Here is a 21,458-nt window from a genome sequence, read left to right as displayed (position 1 = left end):
TTCATGCAGTCGTGTCGTTGGACATTTTGTAGCCAACTCCACGGATCGTTTTAATGTAGTCCGCAGCTGAGCCCAACGATTTACGTAGCCGCATAATATGTACATCAACAGTACGCTCTTCGATGAAGGTATGATCGCCCCACACTTTATCGAGCAATTGTGCGCGTGAAAATATCCGTTCCGGATGCGCGATCAAAAAGCGAAGTAACTTGAATTCAGCTTGATCCAGTTCGATTGTCCGAGAGTCAACAGAAACTTGATAGCGGTCAGTATCAATATTGATCGCGCCATATTTTAATGTGTTATGGCCCAATTCCGGCACTTTACGCCGCAACAGAGCTTGAATACGAGCGACCAATTCTTTTGGTGAAAATGGTTTTGTAACGTAATCATCTGCCCCATCATTTAAGCCTCGAACTTTATCTTCATCCATACCCTTGGCAGTCAACATAATGACTGGCAAAGTGGCAGTCCGAACCTGACTACGCCACTCTTGCAGTAACGATAAACCGGAAGTGTCCGGCAGCATCCAGTCGAGTAATACTACTTGAGGTAACATCGCAGTGATTGCCGCGCGCGCCTCGTTGGCATTTTCAGCAATTTCGCAGGAAAATCCCGCATCATCGAGCGTAAACCTCAAGAGCTCAGCGATGCCAGGCTCATCTTCGACAATCAAAATATTAGTATGATGTTTTGACATCTGCGATATGAAAATAAGTTTGAAAATGCATACTGATAGTAATCCGGATTAAAAAAATTTAAACGGCAATTTTATCGACAATGCGACGCGCCATTGTCTGCGCCAAGTCCGCCGTTTTTGCCTCAACCATCACGCGCACCAACGGCTCGGTGCCAGACGCGCGAATCAATACGCGCCCATTGTTACCGAGTTCACTCTCGACTGCGGCTTTTTCGGCTACAACTTCGGGTTGCTGTTGCCAGTCGAAACCAGCCGCCACTCTGATGTTAATCAAGGTTTGGGGATACATGCTTATGTCCGCGGTAATTTCGGACAAGGATTGTCCGCTACGACTTAAAGCGGACAATACTTGCAGTGCTGACACAATACCGTCACCAGTCGTATGCTTATCCAGGCATAACAAGTGGCCAGATCCTTCTCCACCTAGCAACCAACCGCGCTCTTTCAATTGCTCTAATACGTAGCGATCGCCGACTTTAGCGCGTGCAAACTCCAAGCCCATTTGCCCAAAAGCCACCTCCAATGCCATGTTCGTCATCAGGGTGCCAACTACGCCGCTGACCATGCCGGTTTTCAACCTGTCTTTCACCACGATATAGAGCAATTCATCGCCGTTGTATATCCGCCCGGTAGAATCGACCATAATCAATCTATCGGCATCACCGTCCAACGCAATACCTACATCGGCGTTGTTCGCACACACAGCAAGCGCCAGCGCCTCGGGCGCGGTCGCACCGTAACCGTCATTAATATTGAAGCCATTGGGTTGATTGCCAATAGAGATAACTTCAGCGCCTAACTCGTGAAATACATGCGATGCAATATGATATGCAGCCCCATGCGCGGCATCGACAACGATGGTCATTCCGCGCAAATCAAGGTCATTCGGAAACGTGCTCTTGCAAAATTCGATATAGCGGCCTGGTGCGTCATCCAGACGCTTAGCCTTACCTAATTTATCCGATGTTACACAACTCATCGGATGTTCCAGTGCGGCTTCAATAGCGGCCTCTACGCTATCATCCAGCTTATTTCCATGGGCTGAAAAAAACTTGATCCCATTATCGTCAAACGGATTATGCGACGCTGAAATGACAACTCCTGCAGACAGGCGCAATGCCCTTGTCAGGTACGCAACCGCCGGTGTCGGCATCGGTCCGGCCAGCATCACATCAACGCCAGCCGCCGCAAATCCAGCCTCCAAAGCAGCTTCCAGCATGTAGCCGGATACGCGTGTATCTTTGCCGATTAACACCGTTGGCTTGATTGCGGCAGACTCAGATTGCGCCAGCACTTTGCCAGCAGCGTAGCCAAGTCGCATTACAAAATCCGGTGTAATTGGAGCAATCCCCACGCGACCACGGATACCATCTGTACCAAAATATTTTCTAGTCATTTAAGGCCTGTTTTTAAATATTTATTATTTTTTTAGAAACGCTACCTTGTACACTATTCTCAACCAACTCCGACTATTTACGATAACCTAAGATTTTAGTCCGATACAAAAACGTTATACGCTGATAACTTCTCTCATCTGTCGCGCTCAATTCACAACAATCGCATCATCAAAATTTAAGCTAAACCAGCTTGCCAAACCGCCAGCGCATCAATCGTTTCTGCTACATCATGAACGCGCACGATTTTCGCCCCTTGAGCCACTGCTACGAGGGCCGCAGCAACGCTACCGGCCAAGCGCCTTTCAATCGGTTTGCCCGTCAAATTTCCTATCATGGTTTTGCGTGAAGCTCCAACCAACATTGGCAGATCCATCAATTGTTGCATTTTACCAATATTTCTTAGCAAAACGAGATTATGTGCGAGCGTCTTACCAAAGCCGAAACCAGGATCAATGCTAATGCGTGAACGTTCCACTCCTACTCGCTCCAAAGCAGCAACCCGTTCACCCCAAAAGCGCGTGACCTCGGCTAATACGTCGTCATATGCCGGCCTCTCCTGCATAGTTTGAGGCTGCCCTTGCATATGCATGACACATAATCCGCAATCACTTTCCTTGACCGCCTCAAGTGCACCATCAGCTCGAAAAGCATTAATATCATTGATTAAATCTGCGCCGGCAGCAATTGCCTCGCGCATAACCATCGGCTTATAGGTATCAATTGAAAGAGGCTTACCACAATCGCGTAGCGCGTAGATAATCGGCATCAAGCGATCCAATTCTTCTGAGAGCGACACTGTGGGACTCCCGGGGCGACTAGACTCAGCACCAATGTCAATAATATCCACGCCGTCTGCGATCATTTGCTCCGCATGAGAAAGAGCAAATTCTAGCGAATAAAATTGCCCGCCATCGGAGAATGAATCTGGCGTGATGTTCAGAATTCCCATTACCAGTGGTCGTGCGTTGGGTGTATTTACCGCAAGGCGGTAGCGTCCACATTGAAAATATTGTTGCATTTTTTTATTCGTATACAGAAAAAGGGCGAGGATAAATCCTCACCCTTAGTTATTTACATCGAAAATTCTCGACTCACGATCACGCCACCTTCAGCTCGAAATCAGGCTGGTGCTGTCGCTGTCGGAGATATTCCACCACCTGACGAACTATCAGTCGGCGTCTTCTTTACCGGGATACCATATTTTGGCAAACGTGGCTCGAGGCCTTCCATGATGTCGTTAATTTGATCAGCATCAATTGTTTCCCAATCCAGCAAAGCCTTAGTCATGGCTTCGACTTTATCGCGATTTTCTTCTAGCAATCTACGCGATAAAGCGTATTGCTGATCCAAAATGCTGCGAATTTCTGCATCAACTTTTTGCTGAGTTGCTTCGGAAACAGTTTTTGAAGCCATCCGACCAAAATAAGCATCTTGCTCTGTATCTTCGTACACCATCGTGCCGAGGGTTTCCGACATGCCGTAACGCGTCACCATTGCACGCGCCAACTTCGTTGCGCGCTCAAAGTCATTCGATGCGCCAGTAGACATCTGGTGCATGAAGATCTCTTCAGAAATACGGCCGCCAAACAGAATAGCGATTTCTTCGAGCATCTTGTCTTTATACATATTGACACGATCATGCTCAGGCAACTGCCAGGTTAAACCTAACGCAAATCCGCGCGGCATAATGGTGACTTTATGTACAGGATCAGCTTTTGGAAGCAACTTAGCAACAACTGCGTGACCCGACTCATGATAAGCAGTGTTACGACGCTCTTCTTCGCGCATAACAGCCGATTTACGCTCAGGACCCATTACGATCTTGTCCTTAGCATCCTCGAAGTCCTGCATTTCTACTAAACGCTTGGTGCGCCGCGCTGCAAACAATGCGGCTTCGTTTACAAGATTAGCCAAGTCCGCGCCTGAAAAGCCTGGTGTACCACGCGCCAAAATATCAGCCTTAACGTCAGTCGAAATAGGCACTTTGCGCATATGCACATTGAGAATCTGCTCACGGCCACGTATATCCGGTAATCCAACTACAACCTGACGGTCGAAACGACCTGGACGCAACAGTGCTTTATCAAGCACATCAGCACGGTTGGTCGCAGCAATCACGATCACGCCCGAATTAACTTCAAAGCCATCCATCTCGACCAGCATTTGATTTAGTGTTTGTTCCCGTTCATCATTACCGCCGCCCATACCAGCGCCACGATGACGACCAACCGCATCAATTTCATCAATAAAAATGATACAAGGAGAATGTTTTTTGGCGTTTTCGAACATATCACGGACACGTGAAGCACCGACACCAACGAACATTTCAACAAAATCCGAACCGGAAATAGTAAAAAACGGTACCTTGGCTTCACCGGCAATCGCGCGCGCCAACAATGTTTTACCCGTTCCTGGAGGACCAACCATTAACACGCCATGCGGAATTCGACCACCCAACTTTTGAAATTTAGTGGGATCGCGTAGAAAATCTACAATTTCAGAGACTTCGTCTTTCGCCTCATCGCAACCTGCGACGTCGGCAAAAGTGACTGTATTAGTAGTTTCATCCAGCATCCGCGCTTTAGACTTCCCGAACGAGAACGCACCACCTTTCCCGCCGCCTTGCATTTGACGCATAAAAAATATCCAGACGCCGAGCAACAAAATCATCGGGAACCAAGATATGAAAATTTGCGACAGGAATGACGGTTCTTCAGGTTGTTTAACGTCGAACTTAACGCCGTTATTGAGTAAGTCGCCTACGAGCCCACGATCAAGGAACGTTGTAGTGGTCTTGATTTTTTTGCCGTCAGAGGTATTGGCAATAATATTACGATCTTCAATCACCGCATCAGTGATGTGTCCCGCCTTCACCTCGTTAATGAAGTCGGAATAAGCAATTGGCGCCGCACCGTTAGACAATCCTTTAGTATCGAATTGTTTAAATACGGTAAAGAGCACCAAGGCAATGACCACCCAGATGGCGGCTTTTGAAAACATGTTATTCACTAGAACTCCTTGAGCGCGCGACGCGCCGATAGTCGTGGTGCTTCGGGTTGGGCTCGCACTGTGTTTATTGCTTTCGGGCTGAAACCTGATTTTACTCGGAATCACCAGTCGTTACTAGGTTGGATATGTGGACACACCCATGAAAAATCAAGGATAAATCCACAATAAAGTGTTTAAAATCGAAATTTAAGCCGAATTCTTTAAATTCCGGCCCAATAAAAATATTTCTGACGATTTATCACGGCTCGCTTTCGGTTTTCTAGAGCCAACACTTTCGAATGTTGCGCGAAATTTGCTTAGTATCTCGTTATATCCTCGGCCATTGAAGCATTTCGCCAACAACACGCCAGACGGCTTCATGTGATTTACAGTAAATTCAATTGCCAAATCAATAATTTCCTCCATCCGTGCGGCATCCGCTATGGCAATACCTGATAGATTAGGGGCCATATCAGACAACACAAGGTCAACTTTACGACCAGCTAGCAACCGTTCAAGTTGAGAGAGACTTTCTTGCTCGCGAAAATCCCCCAGGATAAAATGCACATCGGCAATAGGATCCATCGGTAATATATCCAATCCAATAACCATTCCATGGATTCCGCCGCCTTCTTGACCGGATAATTTATTACGAACGTATTGAGACCAGCTTCCAGGTGTTGAGCCAAGGTCAACTATAATTTGCCCTGGCTTAATCAACTTATCAACTTCGTCGATTTCTTTTAGCTTATAAGCAGCCCGGGCGCGATAGCCTTCTTTCTGTGCCAGCTTCACATATGGATCATTAATGTGATCGTGTAGCCAGTTTTTGTTTAATTTCTTCTTTGCCATTCGCGTAGAATACCGTTTTTAAGGAATTTTTATATTTATGTTGAAACTCACACCCGCCGAGCGCAGCGAACTCCGCGCCGAAGCCCATGCACTAAGTCCAGTTGTCCTGATCAGTGAAGAAGGTTTAAAACCTTCACTGATGAAGGAAATTGACAACAGCCTGAATTCTCACGGCCTTATCAAAGTGCGTGTATTTGGCGACGACCGCGAAGCGCGGATTGCAATCTACGAAACTATTTGCGACAAACTCGGTGCCGCGCCGGTACAACACATTGGTAAACTCCTGATAATGTATCGCCCACAAAAAGATGCTGCTAATAAGGCACGCACCGAAACACGTGGTAAGGGTATGCGGGAAGTCACTATCGTTAAACCAAGTCCAAGTGGCACAAAGCGCCCGTCAGTTACCAAGGTAATGGTAAAAGGCAATGAACGCGTTACTGCTGGTGGCAATATTAAACGTGAAAAACCACGTCAAAAGAGCCGCAAGAAATCTGCGCTTGGTCAGTAATTGTGAACTAAGCACGCGATACATTAAGCTCATGAAAGTGCGCGTATTTTACCCGAAGTTGCAAGGGCAAAACCCATAAAGGTGAATTCCCTTGCAACGATATTGACCGGGTCGCGCGTTAACGCAATGTGCGTAGCTTTAAAATCAGGCCCATTCCAAACAGGCTTTGGATGAGATATATGCCGCTTGCGACGCCGTGTAAAATTCCGAATTGTGTTTTAGCAGCCGGACTCATAATGCCACCGGATGCGATCGCCTCGCGTAGCGATGCCATGAACGGCTGAATACCAAAATAGCCAACCACAGTACAAAGCAGCATCACCAAAGTTAAACGCAATAAAGTTTTGCGCAACGGCGCGTTATCATCTGCGGTCCGAAAACCAAATAACAGCGTTAGCAACAGCCCACAGGCAACACCGAGCCAAGCCTCAACTCTAAATAAACTACCGGCAATCGTGCCTGCTAAAGCGCGATCTGCCAATGTTGCAAATAATGTCGGCGCAACCACGTATCCAACGGTCCATAAGCTGCCAACCCATAAGGTGGCAATCAATAATCTTGCGCGCACTACTATCATTGTGTCCTCTGCCGCGGCCGCAATCGACCGGGTCTCAATGGAAATACTAACGGCTTATTTTCTCCGCACTTCCAGTAATACTGACAAGCTATCAACACAGGAAACTATCTGGATGATTTCACGTAAGCTACCCGAAATGCAATCAGCCTCTTGTGTGTACCCTCGTTAGGGTTACACACACGAACTATCCAATCATCAAAAAATTTAGATGTAGCGCACTTCCAAAATTTCGTACTCGCGAATCCCGGACGGCGCTTGAACGCCGACCACGTCGCCAGCACTTTTACCGATTAAGGCACGAGCAATCGGCGAGGTAACAGAGACTTTTGAAACTTTTATGTCTGCTTCATCCATGCCAACGATTTGGTAAGTCACCTTATCGCCAGTCTCCAAATCTTCGAGATCAACAGTTGCAGCAAAAACTACACGACCATCCGCATCCAGCGTAGTCGGATCAATGATTTGCGCTGCACCTAATTTACCTTCTAGATCGGCAATCCGACCTTCGATAAAACCTTGACGCTCTTTGGCTGCGTCGTAATCGGCATTTTCCGAAAGATCGCCGTGCGCACGCGCCTCAGCAATTGCATTGATCACGGATGGGCGCTCTTTGGTTTTCAGGCGTACCAGTTCAGACTTCAGTAATTCGGCGCCAAACTTGGTAAGAGGTACTGAGCTCATAGGAATCTTATTCAAATCTAATTAAAGTTGTCAATTTGACGAATTGATGTTGTTGTGCCCCGTCGCGGTGACACTCTTAACAACATTCGCCAGCGTTATTTTCTAGTCTTGCATAGTGGAACGGGATACAAAATAGAGCAGCGATACAAAAAATCTAACTACCTGCCAAAAAAATCGACACTGCTCTTTTAATCCGAAAGAATCGTGCCAATAAAATGCCACGGAGGTCACAAACGGCACCGAATTTCGGCACTGTGTGCGACCTCCGCGTGGGACGTCTAAAATCTGCATCTCATCTTACTACTCAGGCATTGATTGGTGCTAAGTAGAACTCAAAAATCCTCATAGTCATTGAGACTACTTCGACTTTTCTGCCTCATTTAACGCCAACTGATTGCCCCGATCAGCATAGTTGTCGCTACAACTCGTAGCGCCTTACCAAGAGGATAGTGATACGTATGGACTTAGTGTAAGGTTTTATGCAGACCTTGTAAATCGTAGACGTTCAACTCATCAAGATGCCGCATACCTTGAACCGCCGCCTCCGCTCCCGCGATGGTGGTGTAAGTCGTCGCCCGCGCTTGCAAGGCTGATGTGCGGATAGCGCGTGAATCGACAATCGCACTACGCTTCTCTTCGACCGTATTAATGACCAATGTAATTTCATTGTTCTTAATCATGTCGACGACATGTGGACGACCCTCAACCACTTTGTTGACAGTCTTCACCGGAATACCCGCTGCATGAATAGCGGCAGCTGTGCCCTTCGTGGCGACCACTGAGAATCCCATCGCTACTAAATCCTTGGCAACTTTCACTGCACGTGGCTTATCGCTAGCTTTAACGCTGAGAAATACCTGACCCGATGTTGGCAATTTGATACCGGCACCGAGTTGCGATTTAACGAAAGCCTCGCCGAACGTTTTGCCCACGCCCATCACTTCACCGGTTGACTTCATTTCCGGCCCCAGAATGGTATCCACGCCGGGGAACTTAACAAACGGGAATACCGCTTCTTTGACACTGAAGTATTTCGGTACGACCTCGTCCTTGATCCCCTGACTATCCAGAGATTGGCCGACCATGCAGCGCGCCGCAATCTTAGCCAATTGCAAACCGGTAGCCTTAGAAACAAACGGCACCGTACGCGATGCACGCGGATTAACCTCTAGAACGAACACAACATCCTTGCCATCAATCTGCTGAATGGCAAACTGCACGTTCATCAAGCCGACCACATTCAGGCCTTTAGCCATCAATGCAGTCTGACGCTTCAACTCATCAATAGTTTCCTGCGCCAAAGAATAAGGTGGCAGCGAACATGCTGAGTCCCCCGAATGGACACCCGCTTGCTCAATGTGCTCCATGACGCCACCGATGAATGTACGCTCGCCATCTGATAAGCAATCGACGTCGACTTCAATCGCGTCGTTCAGGAAACGATCCAGCAATACCGGAGAATCGTGCGAAACCTTCACGGCTTCACGCATGTAGCGCTCAAGGTCACGTTGCTCATGGACGATTTCCATAGCACGACCACCCAATACATAGGACGGGCGCACTACCAGCGGATAGCCTATTTCCTGAGCCAGACGCAATGCGTCTTCTTCAGTACGTGCTGTACGGTTTGGTGGCTGACGGAGATTCAAATCATGCAATAGTTTTTGAAAACGTTCCCGATCTTCGGCAGCATCAATCATGTCTGGTGAAGTGCCGACAATCGGTACGCCATTCGCTTCTAGATCCAGCGCGAGTTTCAACGGCGTTTGACCACCGTATTGAACGATGACGCCGTATGGTTTTTCTTTATCGACGATTTCTAGTACGTCTTCCAGCGTCAGCGATTCAAAATACAAACGATCAGACGTGTCGTAATCGGTCGAAACGGTTTCCGGATTGCAGTTGACCATGATGGTCTCGTATCCATCTGCTCTTAGTGCCAGTGCCGCATGTACGCAACAATAATCAAACTCGATACCTTGGCCGATACGGTTAGGTCCGCCGCCCAGTACCATGATTTTCTTTTTGTCGGTCGGATTCGACTCGCACTCTTCCTCATAGGTCGAGTACATATAAGCGGTATTCGTCGAAAACTCACCAGCACAGGTATCAACACGCTTATAGACCGGACGCAAATTCAGCGCATGGCGCTTGGCACGAACTTCGGTATCGGTAACTTTCAGCAGCTTCGCCAGACGACGATCGGCAAAGCCTTGCTGCTTTAGTTTATACAGCGTATCGCGATCGAGCCCCTCTAGCGTTTGGGTGCTTTCCAGCCACAATTCAGTATCAACGATTTCTTTAATTTGCGATAGAAACCATGGATCGATATGGGTCAGTTGATGCACTTCTTCCAATGTAAAACCTTGTGCAAACGCGTCACCGACGTACCAGATACGATCTGGACCAGGTTCGCCAAGCTCTTCTTCAATAACTTCACGATCCTGAGTTTTTTCGTTCATGCCATCAACGCCAACTTCAAGTCCGCGTAATGCCTTTTGGAATGACTCCTGGAAAGTGCGGCCAATCGCCATTACTTCGCCAACCGACTTCATTTGGGTGGTTAAATGGTCGTCAGCTGCAGGAAATTTTTCGAATGCAAAACGCGGGATCTTCGTCACGACGTAATCGATCGAAGGCTCAAATGACGCAGGCGTTGCTCCGCCAGTGATTTCGTTACGAAGTTCATCCAGCGTAAAACCAACTGCCAGTTTTGCCGCGATCTTCGCGATCGGAAAACCGGTCGCTTTCGATGCCAATGCTGATGAACGTGATACCCGTGGATTCATCTCAATGACAATCATCCGACCATCAGCCGGATTGATTGAAAACTGTACGTTAGAACCACCCGTATCAACGCCAATCTCACGCAAAACAGCGAGTGAGGCGTTACGCATGATTTGATATTCTTTGTCTGTCAATGTCTGTGCTGGCGCAACCGTAATGGAGTCACCGGTATGCACGCCCATCGGATCCAGATTTTCGATTGAGCAGACAATAATGCAGTTATCCGCCTTATCGCGCACAACTTCCATCTCGAATTCTTTCCAACCGATCAATGATTCTTCAATCAACAATTCTTTAGTTGGCGAGGCTTCGAGGCCACGCTTGCAAATCGCTTCAAACTCTTCCGCGTTATACGCAATACCGCCGCCGGTTCCACCCATAGTGAACGATGGACGAATAATGGTCGGGAAGCCGAGTTCTTTTTGCACAACCCATGCTTCGTCCATGGTGTGCGCGACACCAGAGCGGGCCGAACCAAGACCAATTTTGGTCATGGCCGCTTTAAATTTGGAGCGATCTTCTGCCTTGTCGATCGCTTCTGGCGAAGCACCAATCAACTCAACGTTATATTTAGTCAGAATGCCATGATGATGCAAATCCAGCGCACAATTCAGCGCGGTCTGGCCGCCCATCGTAGGCAGGATTGCATCCGGCTTTTCTTTCGCAATAATGCGCTCAACTACTTGCCAGGTAATCGGCTCAATGTACGTGACATCAGCCATTTCCGGATCAGTCATGATGGTCGCAGGATTGCTATTAACCAGAATGACTTTGTAGCCTTCTTCACGCAACGCTTTGCAGGCTTGCGCGCCGGAATAATCAAACTCGCAGGCCTGGCCGATAATGATCGGACCAGCGCCAATAATCAGGATGCTTTTTATATCGAGACGCTTAGGCATTTTTATTTTTCTCCATCATCGCCACAAAGCGATCGAACAAGGGGGCTACGTCATTCGGGCCAGGTGATGCTTCTGGATGTCCCTGAAAGCAAAATGCCGGCTTATCAGTACGAGCAAAGCCTTGTAACGAGCCGTCGAATAGCGAGACATGTGTCACGCGGCAATTAGCGGGCAACGTTGTCGGGTCAACCGCAAAACCATGGTTCTGCGAAGTGATCATGACCTGCTTGGTATCGAGATCTTGTACCGGATGATTGGCGCCGTGATGGCCGAATTTCATCTTCAACGTCTTCGCGCCGGATGCCAGCGCCATGATTTGATGTCCGAGGCAGATACCAAAAGTAGGAATGCCTCGCTCGATTAATTCTTTGGTCGCTGAAATTGCGTAATCGCATGGCTCGGGATCGCCAGGACCATTTGACAGAAATATGCCATCTGGATTGAGCGCTAACGCTTCAGCGGCGGTCGCCTGGGCAGGCAACACGGTTACTTTGCAGCCACGGGCGGCCAGCATGCGCAAGATATTGAATTTAACGCCGTAGTCAAACGCTACGACGTGATATTTAGCGGTAATTTGCTGATCGTAGCCGCGACCGAGACGCCATTCTGTCTCGCTCCAGCTATAAGCTTTGGTGGTAGACACCACTTTAGCCAGATCCATTCCAGCCAAACCAGGAAAGACGCGCGCTAACTCTAAGGCCTTCGCCTTCGCGCTGGCAACGTCTGTGTCGACCGTTACGATGGCACCGCTTTGCGCACCTTTTTCACGCAAAATACGTGTCAGCTTGCGCGTGTCTATGCCGGCGATAGCGACAATATTCGCATCTTGCAAGTAAGACTCAAGCGTTTGGGTAGAGCGAAAATTCGAAATCAAACGCGGCAAATCGCGAATGATCAAGCCCGCAGCATGCACGCGGGACGACTCGATATCCTCTGGATTAACACCGGTATTGCCGATGTGAGGGTAAGTCAGTGTGACGATTTGTTGACTATAGCTAGGATCGGTAAGAATTTCCTGGTATCCGGTCATTGCGGTATTAAATACCACTTCGCCGGTCGTGTGGCCAACAGCGCCAATCGAAAAACCTTGAAAAATTGATCCATCTGCTAGCGCGAGGATGGCCGGAACAGCATGGCCAGAAAAAAATGGCGGCAAAGGTAACTCCTGATGTTGTTACCGCCGCTACGCTGTGCCAAACGACCGCTAAGAAACCCTCCAACAATCTGGAGATATTGATAGTCTTTTTGAGACGGAATGGAGTTGTATGCGCTACGGCGGAGTAAATTGGGCTTAACCCTCCGATTATAGAGCAAAACCACCCTTCAGACAATCAGGTGAACCGCGCTATTCTCGAAAAAGACGCTGGTTATTACAAAATTAATTTATGGCGTTGAGCCTTAACACGCCCACTCACAATAACCAGCGCTAATTCCCACCTACCAACTTGACTAATAATTAACTTAAGAGTCCATCGCAGAACACAATAAATTCAACGACAACGCTCATTTGCATTGAATTAATTATTTGACAACTATTGCGATTAGCTATTTTACCACTAAGTTATGCAGTTAAAGCGGCGATCCCTGCCTTAGCAATTTGTACATCTTCCGATGATTTGACGCCAGACACGCCGACCGCGCCCAAATATTCGCCATTGATAACGATAGGAACGCCACCTTCAAGTAATCCATCCAGGTTAGGCGCAGTGATGAAAGAGAAACGACCATTGTTGATCATATCTTCATACACTTTAGATTCGCGCTGACCAAGAGCGGCCGTTTTGGCTTTGGATGGCGCAATGTGGGCCGAAATTGGCGCCGCACCATCCAACCGCTGCAGCCACAATAAATGTCCGCCGTCATCAACAATAGAAATCGTCACAGCCCAGTTATTTGCTTTGGCTTCAGCTTCTGCCGCATTCGCAATTTTCTTTAGATCGTCGAGTGTTAATACTTGTTTCGATTTCATTATTTCTCCTTGGATGATGGCGAGGATTGTACTTTAGTGAGGCCACATGATGCTATCCCATTATGGGTTTCAGAAAAAAATTCATGCAAAAACCACTTTTTTGCATTAACATCGTTAATTAATATTCGTTTCGGGAACTTGTAGCCGAATCTGCCGTCTGGTTATGCATCTTGAGTTAAGCCCTTGTTTTGACACGGGGACTCTTATTCACTTACATTCATGCGGTCATTTGACCCAAGCCTCAATTACGATGACGATTAAAATTGACATTCCACTTTTTCGTGCTTTAGCAATGGCGTGTACCGTACTCGCTAGTTGCTGGATCGCCAGCCCGGCCTGGTCGTCAGATATAACTGTTTTCGATAGCGCCCCTCCCGCCCAACCGCCTCGCAGTAAATTTCAACAATTCACTGAGCAACTTACCGAACGTGCATCAGATCTTGCACAAAGTGCCATCGGTTTAATCGGTATTAATTATAAATACGGCGGCAACACGCCGCAAACTGGACTTGATTGCAGCGGCTTGGTGCGATACGTGTTTAAGGAAGCGCTCGGTATTAACTTACCCCGCACCTCAGCAGAACTCAGCAAAGAAGGCGAAAAAGTTGACCAGGATGACTTAAAACCTGGCGATCTGGTCTTTTATAACACCCTCAAACGCAGCTTCTCTCATGTCGGCATCTATCTAGGGGATAACAAGTTTATCCACGCTCCAAGGACCGGTTCTTCAGTGCGAGTAGAAAGCATGGATATAGCTTATTGGAAAAATCGCTTCAACGGCGCGCGTCGCATTAGTGATCTGGATCCGGCAACAGTTGCAAATATTACATCAGCGCAAAAATAGAAACACTGTCTATTCATTTACTTATTTAACAGCAAAAAGCCACATCCATAGATGTGGCTTTTTGCTGTTTCGAATAGCACAAGAAATGTAGGAATTGGAATCCTGCGCAAGCCTTATTAACGGTTCCGCTTCACCCACCGCGCTTCTCTAGCAACTTCCTTTTGATCTCGACCATTTGAGCCATCACGGCTTGCTCCCCCGCAAGAATTGCCATATTCCGTCCATTGAAGTCATTACCCTTCATAGCGTCGAGCCTAGGTTGGATGACGATGTCCGCCTCTTTCAGGTCCTTTTCATTAATCGTCTGACCCATAATAGCAAAGGTTTGCAGTAACACATCGACAGAACTAGATGCGGCCTGCGCTTTCGGCACGGCAGAGATATCGACAGCAATCACAAAGTCGGCACCCATTTCCTTGGCAAATCGAACTGGTACCGGGGCCACCAACCCACCATCTACATATAGATGGCTACCAATCTTGACCGATTGAAATACGCCCGGGACGGCTGAGGAAGCACGCACTGCTAACCCAGTATTTCCTCGCCGAAATAAAATCGGCTGGCCTGAGTTCAGATCTGTAGCGACTGCTCCGAATGGGATTTTCAGTTTTTCGATCGGAACATTACCGATGGTATTATTAACATAGTTTTCAAGGCCGATGCCTTTTAAAACTCCGCTTACCTTGGCAAATAAGGGAATCGACCAATCAGAAAATGCCGCCTCATCCATTTTCAATGCCAATTTTTGCAATGCGTATCCGTTGTTTCCTGCGGCGTAAAGCGCCCCAACAACGCTACCTGCGCTGGTACCAACGACGATATCCGGAACTATGCCTTGGGCTTCAAGAGCCTTAATGACTCCAATGTGCGCGAAGCCACGTGCCGCGCCACCACCCAAGGCAAGGCCAATTTTAATGTGCCGCGGCGCTTCTTTTTGAACAACCGGCACCGTGACTACGGGTGTCACTGGCGCGACTGGTGCAATAGTCGTACAGGCTGTGACTAAAGACAAAGTGAGCAAAATAGACAGCGATGATCTGACTACTGGCAGGCAACGAGGCGATAAGATAGCGTTCATTAATTAAGAAATACGATGAAAGTCAGCGATTTTACATCAGAGGCGGACCTCGGCAGCCATGCCCGACGAAAGATTACGACCGGAATGATAGGTAAATTGATTGCAAAATAAACCATTAATCAGACTAACGCTACAACTTCGGCGTTAGACAATGGCGCAAATGCAGAACACCTGGAATTCATTAGCACGGCATGAGTATTCCCTCTATCATCGACCTAACTTTCCTCAATGTATATCAGCCTTACTATTTATTACGATCGTCGTCGGTAGGCGTGCTGTGAACACGCTCCCCTTGTCTTGACTCGACTCGACGCCCAACACTCCCCCATGTCGAAGTAATACATGTTTAACAATGGCTAGGCCAAGCCCGGTTCCTCGCGTCTCGCGAGACCGGCTTTTGTCCACCCTGTAGAAACGTTCGGTCAAACGCGACATATGCTCAGCACTGAATCCTATACCCGTATCACGCACCACGAACTGTGGTCCCTTGAGCGTATTTTGCCAAATCAAATCTATTTTCCCGCCAGCCGGGGTGTACCGCACAGCGTTAGATACCAAATTATTGAAAGCACTTCGTAATTCTTCTGTGTTTCCGTTGATATCCGGGCCATCTATGTGAAGAGAAAAAATATGTTGACCAGCCGACAACAACTCAACTTCTTGCAAAATATTTTTTAACATAGCTTCGATATACACGCGTTCTGGACGCATCGGATAATCGATTGACTCAAGCCGCGTTAGTGTCAGCATGTCGCCAATCAAATTTTGCATCCGCTGGCCCTGCTCGGTCATCATTTTTAGATGTCCAGCCCTTACTTGTGGGTCGAGATTTGGATGGGCTTGGGCAATTTCTAAAAAACCGTTAATAACCGTCAGCGGTGTGCGTAATTCATGTGAGGCATTAGCGATAAAATCGCGGCGCATCATATCGATGCGTTCTGATTCAGTCGCGTCATGGGTTACCAGAATCTGACGGCGATTTTCAAATGGAATAATTTGTACAACCAGTTTCCGCTCGCGTAGCGTTAATAGCAGCGGCTGATCATAGCGACCAAGAATTATGTAATCGATGAAATCTGGGTTTCGGATCAAATTGGTAACACGCATTCCTTTGTCGCGGCCATGTTGGAGGCCGAGATGACGCTCGGCCGCTGGATTACACCACTCCAAAAATAAAACGTCATCCATGATCACCACACCGTCAGGCAATAGATGCATGGCCTGTCGAAAACGCGCCAGCCATTCGGACAGTTCAGCTTGATTTTTTTCATCATCACGTCGCAGACGATACAAACGTGAAAAAATGTCTGTCCACGCTCCCCAACCATCTGGAAGCTTTTGTCCACGAGGATTATCCAGCCAGCCACCTAAACGATACAAATAATATAGTTGCAAAACAATCAGCATTACGAGACTTGCGGCGCACAAAAGCAACCCGGGAATTGCCCCAAAAAAAAGCCACGCGAAAGCCGAAACGACAAAAATCATCAGCAGCCGAAGGGCCGCTGGTATCCAGAACAACATCGTTGGATTCATAAGGTATTAAAAGGAAATGAGATAGCGCAATGCAGTGCGTTAACGTAAAAAGACTTATTTTGTCGACAACATGTAGCCGACGCTACGCACGGTACGAATCAAATTATCCGCCTCATGCAGAGCCTTCCGTAAGCGTAGTATGTGCACGTCTACCGTTCGCTCTTCGATAACCACATGATCGCCCCACACCTTGTCAAGTAATTGACTGCGTGAAAAAACCCGATCGGGATTGGCCATAAAGAACTTCAGCAGACGATACTCGGCGTGTCCGATATCAATTTTCTGTTCATTCATCAGCACCGAACAACTCGCTGGATCAAGCGTTACCGCGCCAGCAGACATCATGCCAACAGTCTGATCAGGATTTTTACGACGCAATAATGCTTTCACCCGCGACGTTAGCTCACGTGGTGAAAACGGCTTGGTCATATAATCATCCGCACCATTATCCAAACCGGATATCTTATCCTCTTCCATGGATTTAGCCGTTAGCATCATCACCAGTATCGACTGAAATTGCCGTTCTGCACGTAGACGTGACAAAAATCTGAGTCCACTCTGATCGGGAAGCATCCAGTCCAACAGCACCAACTCTGGCGTTCGATGCTGAATCGATGACCAACCTTCGGCTGCCGTAGACGCCACCGTCGGACTCCAACCTGCCTCCGACATGGTGTATGCAACTAACTCTGCAATCGACGGTTCATCCTCAATGATCAGAATTGATGCTTTTTCAGAAGTCATCGGCACAGGTCAACGTAAAAATTAACAAGCCATGAATTATAAACATACGCGTTCGCCCTTTTCTTCCTCACTTGATCCGCTGCTCGCCTGCTTTACGCAACAATCAAGTACCTGAGCCAAGGTGTGTCGCTGCATAGTCGGTATGTCGTATATCCTTACCTTCGACGATATAAATAACATATTCTGCGATGTTTTTAGCGTGATCCCCAATACGCTCGATTGCTTTTGCGACCCACAAAGTGTCCATCAATGCAGAAATCGTGCGTGGATCTTCCATCATGTAAGTGATGACGTTGCGCATAATTGACCGAAAATCCCGATCGATAATTGCATCGTCTGAAATCAATTTGATCGCCTGCTTTTCGTCCAAACGTGCCAACGCATCAAGAGCATCGTGCAGCAAGTCGGCGGCCGCTGTAGCAATCACCCTTACAGTTTCATTGTGATCGACACCTCCGACGCCACGCTTATGAAGATGGATCGCCGTACGTGCAATTTTGGCGGCCTCATCACCGACTCGCTCAAGATCGGTAATGACCTTAATCGTCGCCATCACTACGCGTAAATCATTAGCCGTAGGCTGACGACGCACGATCAAGTGACTACAAGCATTATCCAATTCCACTTCTAATAAATTGACTTGATCGTCATCCTTGATGACGCGTTCGCCAGCGGCAATATTTCCGTTATGGAAGACATTCATTGCTTCCTGAAATTGTCGCTCGACCAAACCGCCCATAAGTAATACTTTTGAACGGATTGTTTCAAGGTCTGAATCATATTGCTTTGAAGAGTGTTCGCCAGTCATCTGGTTATTCCTTACAGTTCTATGCGGATTCAATAAGAGTTAAAAGGTGCATACGAAATAGAAGTTAATCATCCAACGCCACTCCGTATAACTGATTAACCAAAGCGACCAGTAATGTAATCCTGCGTTTCTTTACGGGCCGGATTCATGAATATCTGATCGGTCTTGCCAAATTCGACTAGCTCACCCAAATACATATAAGCCGTGAAATCCGAGCAGCGTGCGGCCTGTTGCATATTGTGCGTCACGATAGCAATCGTGTAATCTTGCTTCAGCTCAGTAATCAACTCTTCTACTTTAGCCGTCGAAATTGGGTCCAGCGCCGATGTCGGCTCATCAAGTAAAAGGACATCAGGACGTACTGCGACGCTCCGTGCTATACACAAACGTTGCTGCTGACCGCCTGACAAACTTAAGCCGCTTTTATTCAGTTTATCTTTTACCTCGCCCCACAAGGCCGCTTTCGTCAGTGCCCATTCAACGCGCTCGTCCATTTCACCTTTTGGCAAATTTTCATAAAGACGAATACCAAAAGCGATGTTGTCGTAGATCGACATTGGAAACGGCGTCGGCTTCTGAAACACCATACCGACCTTGGCACGTAACATATTCAGATCCTGACCGGCATCCAAAATATTCTTCCCAGCGTAGATAATTTGTCCTTCAGCACGCTGACCGGGATAAAGATCGTACATTCGGTTGAGAGTACGTAGTAATGTGGATTTTCCGCAGCCGGATGGACCAATAAATGCGGTTACCTTTTTTTCATTGATATGAAGATTAATATCTTTCAATCCTTGAAAACTACCATAGAAAAAATTCAACTTTGAAATTTCTATAGTCGGCTTTTTAAGAGCGTTGAAATCGGTGCTTTGCAGTGCTTGATTAGTCATGGCAATCGCAGTCATTAAATGCAGTTTTCAGTAAATGGTTTAGCTGTTAGCCAAGCAAACATCAATGAAAAAAATGCCTTATAGCACTTTTTCAGACGTTGCCTCAACTTGGAATTTTTTGGCTAAATAAGGTACGCGCTACGATATTCAAAATCAATACACCCAATGTAATCAACAAAGCACCCGCCCAGGCCAAAGATACCCAATTGTCGTAAGGGCTATTGGCAAACTGATTAATCACGCCAGGCAAATTGGCAATTGGCTTATTCATATTGGTACTGAAAAATTGATTGTTCAAAGCTGTAAAAAGCAATGGTGCGGTTTCGCCGGCTATGCGTGCCACAGCCAATAGAACGCCCGTCACTACACCGGCTTTTACCGCGCGAAGCCGCACAGTCAATGCTACCTTCCAGCGCGGTGCGCCGAGCGCAAATGCTGCTTCTCTCAAATTGCCGGGTACCAGTTTGAGCATATTGTCGGTTGTCCGGACTACCACAGGAACAGCAATTAATGACAAAGCAAATGCCCCCGCCCAACCAGAAAAATGACCGATTTTCGCGACATAAATTGCGTAAACAAACAGGCCAATGACAATTGACGGCGCTGACAACATGATATCGGTCACAAAGCGCGTCACTTGGGCCAGTTTGCTTTCTTCCCCATATTCAGCCAAATAAATGCCGGCTAATATTCCGATTGGCGTGCTAATCAGTGTGGCCAGTCCAACCAGCATCAAGCTGCCCACTATCGGATTAAATAAGCCACCGCCCTCCCCACCTGGCGATGGGGTGTTTTGGGTAAGCAATCCAAGATTCATTGCACCCACCCCTTTTACCACGAGGGTTGTCAAAATCCACATCAACACAATTAAACCGAAAGCCATCGCCAAAAAAGACAACACCATGCCAATTTTGTGTATCAAAATTCGCTTGCGATATACTTTGTTCGCAGCTGGATTGACAGGAAAAGTTTGCGTTGAAAGCCCTGAATTCTGTGCACTCATTTGACACCCTCTTTCCGGGACATTCCCATCAACATCAATTTAGCTGCGGATAGTACAAGAAAAGTAATCACAAATAATATAAGACCAAGTGCGAATAACGCAGAGACGTGCAAGGTTGACGAAGCCTCAGCGATTTCGTTAGCTAGCGTCGATGCAATACTGTTACCGGCACCGAATAAGGACCACGATAAGCGGTGCGAATTACCAATAACGAAGGTCACCGCCATCGTTTCGCCTAGAGCACGACCAAGTCCAAGCATGACACCACCCACAACGCCGGTTTTAGCATAGGGCAACACCACCTTGCGGACGACTTCCCAACGGGTGCAACCAAGGCCGTACGCTGATTCTTTCAATACCGCCGGTACGACCTCAAATACATCGCGCATCACGGAGGCAATAAAAGGAATGATCATCACTGCCAAAATCAGGCCAGCTGTTAAGATGCCGATGCCCATTTGCGGACCTGAAAATAAGATACCAATACCAGGAATATGACCCAAAGTATCACCTAACAAGGGCTGTACATATTCCGCAAACAACGGGGCAAACACAAATAATCCCCAAATGCCGTAAATAATACTCGGAACCCCAGCGAGAAGTTCGACTGCCGTACCTAAAGGCTGACGTAATTTTGAAGGACAAATTTCCGTCAAAAATAATGCAATACCGAAACTGATTGGGAACGCAATTGCTAATGCAATAAATGACGTCACCAGCGTACCCGCAATCGCAGTTAATGCGCCGTACTGATAGTTGACCGGATCCCACTCAATACTGGTAATAAAAGACGGACCAAATGTATGAAATACAGGCCACGCGCCGATGGCAAGCGAGACAATAATTCCCATCAGAACAAACAGTACGATGAGCGAAAATCCCATCGTGATTTTATGAAAGAAGAAGTCCTGGATGCGTTGTCTGCGCATAGTGACAAGCAATGCTTGTTGCGACAAACCGGCCTGATCAAGGCTTTTGGGGTGGAGTGATATTGGTTGTGCCATAACAGGAATATTTGCACTCATGAGTAGCGATATCCGATGAAGTGTGTGCCATGTCCGTCTAACATCTCGGAACTTATTACAAATTATTAGCCCGGCGGTCACCTAGCGAGTTTTTCTGCGTAGGAATTGAGGCGATGGGCCTTGCAACTTAATGTTGGTATCGGGAGGCGCTATTACAGTATGACTA

19 protein-coding genes are annotated in these 21,458 nt (G+C 47.4%); 2 read left to right on the top strand and 17 right to left on the bottom strand.

Annotation, left to right across the window (positions count from 1 at the left end):
• Position 1: 1 nt before the first annotated feature.
• From ACXX82_RS21880 to ACXX82_RS21860, 5 genes are all read right to left on the bottom strand, one after another.
• Positions 2-700, bottom strand: a complete 699-nt coding sequence (locus ACXX82_RS21880) for a response regulator (protein WP_322238353.1) — start codon at positions 698-700, stop codon at positions 2-4.
• Between the two features lie 58 nt (positions 701-758).
• The gene (gene glmM, locus ACXX82_RS21875) at positions 759-2,096 is read right to left on the bottom strand and encodes a phosphoglucosamine mutase (protein ID WP_322238351.1); all 1,338 of its coding nucleotides are present in this window, start codon (positions 2,094-2,096) and stop codon (positions 759-761) included.
• 176 nt (positions 2,097-2,272) lie between these two features.
• Positions 2,273-3,115 carry a dihydropteroate synthase gene (gene folP, locus ACXX82_RS21870; protein ID WP_323507578.1) on the bottom strand — a complete coding sequence of 281 codons (843 nt, stop codon included), beginning with the start codon at positions 3,113-3,115 and terminating at the stop codon, positions 2,273-2,275.
• A 101-nt stretch (positions 3,116-3,216) separates the two neighbouring features.
• Positions 3,217-5,106 (bottom strand): ATP-dependent zinc metalloprotease FtsH, encoded by a 1,890-nt coding sequence (ftsH, locus tag ACXX82_RS21865; RefSeq protein WP_322238347.1) that lies wholly within the window; start codon positions 5,104-5,106, stop codon positions 3,217-3,219.
• A 186-nt stretch (positions 5,107-5,292) separates the two neighbouring features.
• A complete protein-coding gene (locus ACXX82_RS21860) occupies positions 5,293-5,937 on the bottom strand; it encodes an RlmE family RNA methyltransferase (protein WP_322238345.1) in 645 nt (214 codons plus the stop codon).
• 37 nt (positions 5,938-5,974) lie between these two features.
• On the opposite strand from ACXX82_RS21860, the gene ACXX82_RS21855 reads away from it, so the two are divergent.
• Positions 5,975-6,448: a YhbY family RNA-binding protein gene (locus ACXX82_RS21855; RefSeq protein ID WP_322238343.1), complete on the top strand. Its 474-nt coding sequence runs from the start codon at positions 5,975-5,977 to the stop codon at positions 6,446-6,448.
• A gap of 118 nt (positions 6,449-6,566) precedes the next feature.
• Here ACXX82_RS21855 and ACXX82_RS21850 read toward each other — a convergent pair whose 3' ends face one another.
• The 5 genes from ACXX82_RS21850 to ACXX82_RS21830 all read right to left on the bottom strand — a co-directional run bounded on the left by ACXX82_RS21850 (position 6,567) and on the right by ACXX82_RS21830 (position 13,361).
• Positions 6,567-7,025 (bottom strand): DUF4149 domain-containing protein, encoded by a 459-nt coding sequence (locus tag ACXX82_RS21850; RefSeq protein WP_322238341.1) that lies wholly within the window; start codon positions 7,023-7,025, stop codon positions 6,567-6,569.
• A 204-nt stretch (positions 7,026-7,229) separates the two neighbouring features.
• Positions 7,230-7,706 carry a transcription elongation factor GreA gene (gene greA / locus ACXX82_RS21845; RefSeq protein WP_322238339.1) on the bottom strand — a complete coding sequence of 159 codons (477 nt, stop codon included), beginning with the start codon at positions 7,704-7,706 and terminating at the stop codon, positions 7,230-7,232.
• A 464-nt stretch (positions 7,707-8,170) separates the two neighbouring features.
• A complete protein-coding gene (gene carB / locus ACXX82_RS21840) occupies positions 8,171-11,392 on the bottom strand; it encodes a carbamoyl-phosphate synthase large subunit (RefSeq protein ID WP_322238337.1) in 3,222 nt (1,073 codons plus the stop codon).
• Positions 11,385-12,548: a glutamine-hydrolyzing carbamoyl-phosphate synthase small subunit gene (carA, locus tag ACXX82_RS21835; protein WP_322238336.1), complete on the bottom strand. Its 1,164-nt coding sequence runs from the start codon at positions 12,546-12,548 to the stop codon at positions 11,385-11,387. Before carA ends, carB begins: the two co-directional genes overlap by 8 nt.
• 405 nt (positions 12,549-12,953) lie before the next feature.
• Positions 12,954-13,361 (bottom strand): GlcG/HbpS family heme-binding protein, encoded by a 408-nt coding sequence (locus tag ACXX82_RS21830; RefSeq protein ID WP_322238333.1) that lies wholly within the window; start codon positions 13,359-13,361, stop codon positions 12,954-12,956.
• 250 nt (positions 13,362-13,611) lie between these two features.
• Between ACXX82_RS21830 and ACXX82_RS21825 the strand changes: the two genes are divergently transcribed.
• On the top strand, positions 13,612-14,205 hold the full coding sequence (locus ACXX82_RS21825) for a C40 family peptidase (protein ID WP_458563703.1): 594 nt from the start codon (positions 13,612-13,614) through the stop codon (positions 14,203-14,205).
• 130 nt (positions 14,206-14,335) lie between these two features.
• Here the strand turns inward: ACXX82_RS21825 and ACXX82_RS21820 are convergent, their stop codons facing one another.
• The 7 genes from ACXX82_RS21820 to pstC form a co-directional block, all read right to left on the bottom strand.
• Positions 14,336-15,283: a patatin-like phospholipase family protein gene (locus ACXX82_RS21820; RefSeq protein WP_323507615.1), complete on the bottom strand. Its 948-nt coding sequence runs from the start codon at positions 15,281-15,283 to the stop codon at positions 14,336-14,338.
• A gap of 225 nt (positions 15,284-15,508) precedes the next feature.
• Entirely contained in the window at positions 15,509-16,819 is a 1,311-nt protein-coding gene (gene phoR, locus ACXX82_RS21815) for a phosphate regulon sensor histidine kinase PhoR (RefSeq protein WP_322238325.1), read from the bottom strand.
• Between the two features lie 54 nt (positions 16,820-16,873).
• Positions 16,874-17,563, bottom strand: a complete 690-nt coding sequence (locus tag ACXX82_RS21810; RefSeq protein ID WP_322238323.1) for a winged helix-turn-helix domain-containing protein — start codon at positions 17,561-17,563, stop codon at positions 16,874-16,876.
• Positions 17,564-17,666: 103 nt separating this feature from the next.
• Positions 17,667-18,371 carry a phosphate signaling complex protein PhoU gene (gene phoU / locus ACXX82_RS21805; RefSeq protein ID WP_322238321.1) on the bottom strand — a complete coding sequence of 235 codons (705 nt, stop codon included), beginning with the start codon at positions 18,369-18,371 and terminating at the stop codon, positions 17,667-17,669.
• Between the two features lie 95 nt (positions 18,372-18,466).
• Positions 18,467-19,264, bottom strand: a complete 798-nt coding sequence (gene pstB, locus ACXX82_RS21800; protein ID WP_322238319.1) for a phosphate ABC transporter ATP-binding protein PstB — start codon at positions 19,262-19,264, stop codon at positions 18,467-18,469.
• Between the two features lie 103 nt (positions 19,265-19,367).
• Positions 19,368-20,267 (bottom strand): phosphate ABC transporter permease PstA, encoded by a 900-nt coding sequence (gene pstA / locus ACXX82_RS21795; protein WP_323507613.1) that lies wholly within the window; start codon positions 20,265-20,267, stop codon positions 19,368-19,370.
• Positions 20,264-21,196, bottom strand: a complete 933-nt coding sequence (pstC, locus tag ACXX82_RS21790; RefSeq protein WP_458564040.1) for a phosphate ABC transporter permease subunit PstC — start codon at positions 21,194-21,196, stop codon at positions 20,264-20,266. Before pstC ends, pstA begins: the two co-directional genes overlap by 4 nt.
• Positions 21,197-21,458 lie beyond the last annotated feature (262 nt).

This window comes from Glaciimonas sp. GNP009, from assembly GCF_054343755.1.
Note: the sequence above shows the minus strand (reverse complement) of the source record. Positions and strands in the feature narration are given on the sequence as shown.

Excerpts from the sequence above, each read along its gene's own strand:
- ACXX82_RS21820 (WP_323507615.1), bottom strand. The coding sequence starts at position 15,283 with ATGAACGCTATCTTATCGCCTCGTTGCCTGCCAGTAGTCAGATCATCG.
- ACXX82_RS21855 (WP_322238343.1), top strand. The coding sequence starts at position 5,975 with ATGTTGAAACTCACACCCGCCGAGCGCAGCGAACTCCGCGCCGAAGCC.
- ACXX82_RS21810 (WP_322238323.1), bottom strand. The coding sequence starts at position 17,563 with ATGACTTCTGAAAAAGCATCAATTCTGATCATTGAGGATGAACCGTCG.
- ACXX82_RS21880 (WP_322238353.1), bottom strand. The coding sequence starts at position 700 with ATGTCAAAACATCATACTAATATTTTGATTGTCGAAGATGAGCCTGGC.
- glmM (WP_322238351.1), bottom strand. The coding sequence starts at position 2,096 with ATGACTAGAAAATATTTTGGTACAGATGGTATCCGTGGTCGCGTGGGG.
- ACXX82_RS21860 (WP_322238345.1), bottom strand. The coding sequence starts at position 5,937 with ATGGCAAAGAAGAAATTAAACAAAAACTGGCTACACGATCACATTAAT.
- pstB (WP_322238319.1), bottom strand. The coding sequence starts at position 19,264 with ATGACTAATCAAGCACTGCAAAGCACCGATTTCAACGCTCTTAAAAAG.
- pstC (WP_458564040.1), bottom strand. The coding sequence starts at position 21,196 with ATGCGCAGACAACGCATCCAGGACTTCTTCTTTCATAAAATCACGATG.
- pstA (WP_323507613.1), bottom strand. The coding sequence starts at position 20,267 with ATGAGTGCACAGAATTCAGGGCTTTCAACGCAAACTTTTCCTGTCAAT.
- carB (WP_322238337.1), bottom strand. The coding sequence starts at position 11,392 with ATGCCTAAGCGTCTCGATATAAAAAGCATCCTGATTATTGGCGCTGGT.
- ACXX82_RS21830 (WP_322238333.1), bottom strand. The coding sequence starts at position 13,361 with ATGAAATCGAAACAAGTATTAACACTCGACGATCTAAAGAAAATTGCG.
- phoU (WP_322238321.1), bottom strand. The coding sequence starts at position 18,371 with ATGACTGGCGAACACTCTTCAAAGCAATATGATTCAGACCTTGAAACA.
- phoR (WP_322238325.1), bottom strand. The coding sequence starts at position 16,819 with ATGAATCCAACGATGTTGTTCTGGATACCAGCGGCCCTTCGGCTGCTG.
- greA (WP_322238339.1), bottom strand. The coding sequence starts at position 7,706 with ATGAGCTCAGTACCTCTTACCAAGTTTGGCGCCGAATTACTGAAGTCT.
- ACXX82_RS21825 (WP_458563703.1), top strand. The coding sequence starts at position 13,612 with ATGACGATTAAAATTGACATTCCACTTTTTCGTGCTTTAGCAATGGCG.
- folP (WP_323507578.1), bottom strand. The coding sequence starts at position 3,115 with ATGCAACAATATTTTCAATGTGGACGCTACCGCCTTGCGGTAAATACA.
- ACXX82_RS21850 (WP_322238341.1), bottom strand. The coding sequence starts at position 7,025 with ATGATAGTAGTGCGCGCAAGATTATTGATTGCCACCTTATGGGTTGGC.